We start from the raw sequence: 3,129 nt of genomic DNA, 5'->3' as shown, positions 1-3,129 counted from the left end.
CCAGCCGGTGGCGGTCCATGCGCCTGCCAGATGGAGTCCGGGGGCACGGGTGTGCGTACCCGGCCTCAGGCGCCCCACCCCGGGTGCGGGCGCGAAGGTCGCGGCACGCTCGCGGGTGACGAAGAAGTCGCGGATCCCCGCACCCCGGGCGGCCGGAAGGAGCCGCTCCAGTTCGGGCAGATAGCGCCGGCGGAGCTCGGCGACGGGCAGATCGATCTCGTCCTGCGACGCGGACTGGGAGACCGCGAGGTACTGTCCGCCGCCCTGCAGCCCGGAGGACTCGGTGCGGTCGAAGACCCACTGGACGGGCGAGCCGAGCGCGGCGAAGAACGGCCTGCGCAGCACCTTGCGGTCGTAGACCACGTGGACGTTCAGGATGGGCGAGTCGGCCATCTCCAGCAGCCGGCCCGGGTTGTCCAGCGCCCCCTCGGGCAGCAGGTCGTGGGCCTGGCCCTGCGGGACGGCGAGGACGACCGTGTCCGCCTCGAAGCGCTCACCGTCGGCCGTGACCGCCCAGTGCCCGTCCTCGGTACGGGTCAGGGAGGTGGCCCGGCTGCGCAGCCGGACCTCGACCCCGGCGGATTCGAGGGCCTTGCGGGCGAGCGTGTCGTGGAGGTCGCCGAGCGGTACGGCGGCCCAGCCGATGTCGGCGGCACCGGGGTCGGAGAGCAGGCCCGTCTTGAAGACCATGGCGGCGAGCGCCATGGAGGCGTCCGCCGCCCGCGCGTTCAGCGTGGCGACGCCGACGAGGTCCCAGAGCGCCTCGACGGTGCGCCGGGACTGCCCGTGCCGGCGCAGCCAGGTCGCGAAGTCGACGCCGTCGAGTGCGGGGTCGGCCGGGTCGAGGCGTCCCAGCGCCAGTGCGGCACGGGCGACGGACGCCTTCTCGGTGAGCGAGAGGTGCGGATAGGCGGCCAGCCCGCCGGCCAGGTGGAGCGGTACGGGGAGACCGGTGCGGCGCAGCCGTCCGAGCCGGGGCCCGGCGCTCCGGCCCACGTCCAGGACGGGCACGTCGAGCCGGCTCTGCAAGGGGGCGAGGGCCGCGCCCTCGATCCGGTCCAGGAACCAGCGGTAGGCGGTGCAGCAACGCAGGTAGACGTGCTGTCCGTTGTCCACCGACAGGCCGCCGCGGCTGAACGAGAAGGCCAGTCCGCCCAGCCGGGGGCGGCCTTCGAGCAGGGTCACGCGGACACCGGCGTCGGCGAGGCGGAGGGCGCCGGTGACTCCGGCGAGTCCGCCGCCGACGACGACCGCTCGCAAGGGGTGCTCGCTCCGGCCGCTCATCCGTCTCCCTTTCGCGGTGCCGTCGTGATCGTCGTGGTCGTCGTGAGCAGGGACGCACGAGGTGGGTGCGGGGTTGCCCGCTCCTCCCCGCCGTCCGGCAGGTCTGTCCGTCCCGGCATCACACGCGCCCCCTGGCCGTCCGGCGCGAGATGTGGCGGGCGTCGAGGCCCGAGAGGCCGCGTACCGCGACATAGGCCTTCTCGTGGCCGGGAAGCGAGACCCGGCCGCGCAGTACGGCCTCGGGGTCGCGCTCGATGCGGTCGAGGAGGCGTCGGTAGATTCCGGCCATGGCCGCCACGCAGGCACCGCTGCGCCGGTCGAGCATCGGGGTAGCCCTCGGCGAACAGCGCGCGGGCGCGCCGGACCTCGTAGTGCACCAGTCCCGCGAAGTCGGACCCGGGGGGCGGGGTGGCCCGGTGGAAGCCGGCGGAGCAGCCGAACTTGGCGAGGTCGTCGGCGGGCAGATAGGTGCGCCCGTTGCCCGCGTCCTCCCTGACGTCGCGCAGGATGTTGGTGAGCTGGAGGGCGAGGCCGAGGGTGTCGGCGTACTCGGCGGCCCGGTCGGCGCCCGGCACGCCGGGCTCCGTCCCGAAGACGCCGAGGCTCAGCCGCCCGATGGCGCCCGCCACACACCGGCAGTACGTCCTCAGGTCGTCCCACGTCTCGTACTGCTCGCCGCGCACGTCCATCAGGACGCCGTCGATGAGCTCGTCCAGACCGCCCAGCGGCAGCGGGAACCGGCGGGCGGCGTCGGCGAGCGCGACGGCCACCGGGTCGGTGTCGTCCTCGTCGACGGCGCCGTTCCGGATCCGGTCGAGCAGTTCGCGGGTGCCCTCCAGCCGGATCCGCTTGGTCTCCGGTTCGAGTGCTCCGTCGCCGATGTCGTCGACCCGACGGGAGAAGGCGTACAGCGCCGACATGGCCTGCCGCTTCTCGTACGGCAGCAGCCTGATGCCGTACGCGAAGTTGCGGGCCTGCTGTCCGGTGACGGCCTCGCAGTAGCTGTACGCGGCCTGTACCGGTGCCGACGTGTACGTCGTCTGTCCCTCCACGGTCCGGCTCACCTCTCTCTGTGCGCTCTTCGCAGGACTGCTCCCACATCGCGCAGCAGACGGGGCGCGGTGGGCTTGGGCGGTCCGGGCAGTACGTCGTAGCCGGCGGCCGAGACGGCGCCGAGGGCGGCCCGGCCCCCGGCGACGAATCCGGCGAGCAGCAGCCTGAGCCGGCCGTGGACGCTGCCCACCAGTGCGGTGCCCTCGTCCAGCAGCTCGTGCGCGCGCTGGGCCTCGAAGGCGATCAGGGCGCGGACCGAGGCTCCCGCGGACGCCGCGGCCAGGTCGTCCTCGCCGACGTGGAAGCGGGCCATGTCCTCGGCGGGCAGGTAGATCCGGTCCCGGGCGAGGTCCTCGGCGACGTCCTGGAGGTGCTCGACGATCTGCAGAGCGGTGCAGACGGCGTCGGACCGGCGCACGCGCTCGGGGCTCGCGGTGCCGGTGATCTGCAGGACGAGGCGGCCGACCGGGTTGGCGGAGAGCTCGCAGTAGGCCAGGAGTTCCTCGTAGGTGGCGTAGCGGCGGACCTTCTGGTCCTGCCGGTTGGCCTCAATGAGCCCGAGGAAGGGGTCGGGGGTGAGCGCGCAGCGCCGCACGGTGGGGCGCAGGGCGCGCAGCAGGGGGTGGCGCGGGCCGTCGCCGGCGGGCGCGAAGACGCGGTGCAGGTCGGCCTCGAACGCGTCGAGCACGGCGAGCCGGTCCTCGCTCCGCTCGGGCTCCACTCCCAGGTGGCGGGCGTCGGCGCCGCCGGGAGCGAGGTCGCCGTCGCCGATGTCGTCGACGAGGCGGGGGG

2 protein-coding genes and 1 pseudogene are annotated in these 3,129 nt (G+C 74.3%); all 3 read right to left on the bottom strand.

Annotation, left to right across the window (positions count from 1 at the left end; all coding sequences use genetic code 11):
* On the bottom strand, positions 1 to 1,284 hold a 1,284-nt coding region (gene hpnE, locus IH13_RS0128640), incomplete at its 3' end, for a hydroxysqualene dehydroxylase HpnE (protein WP_031088903.1).
* Positions 1,285 to 1,402: 118 nt separating this feature from the next.
* Positions 1,403 to 2,348 (bottom strand): annotated as a pseudogene (gene hpnD / locus IH13_RS38715) (presqualene diphosphate synthase HpnD).
* The coding region (gene hpnC / locus IH13_RS0128630; protein WP_063837506.1) for a squalene synthase HpnC at positions 2,345 to 3,129 on the bottom strand (785 nt) is incomplete at its 5' end. The pseudogene hpnD and the gene hpnC, both read right to left, overlap by 4 nt.

The organism is Streptomyces sp. NRRL WC-3549 (assembly GCF_000721935.1).
Classification (GTDB): Bacteria; Actinomycetota; Actinomycetes; order Streptomycetales; family Streptomycetaceae; genus Streptomyces.
This window is presented reverse-complemented; position numbering and strand designations above follow the sequence as displayed.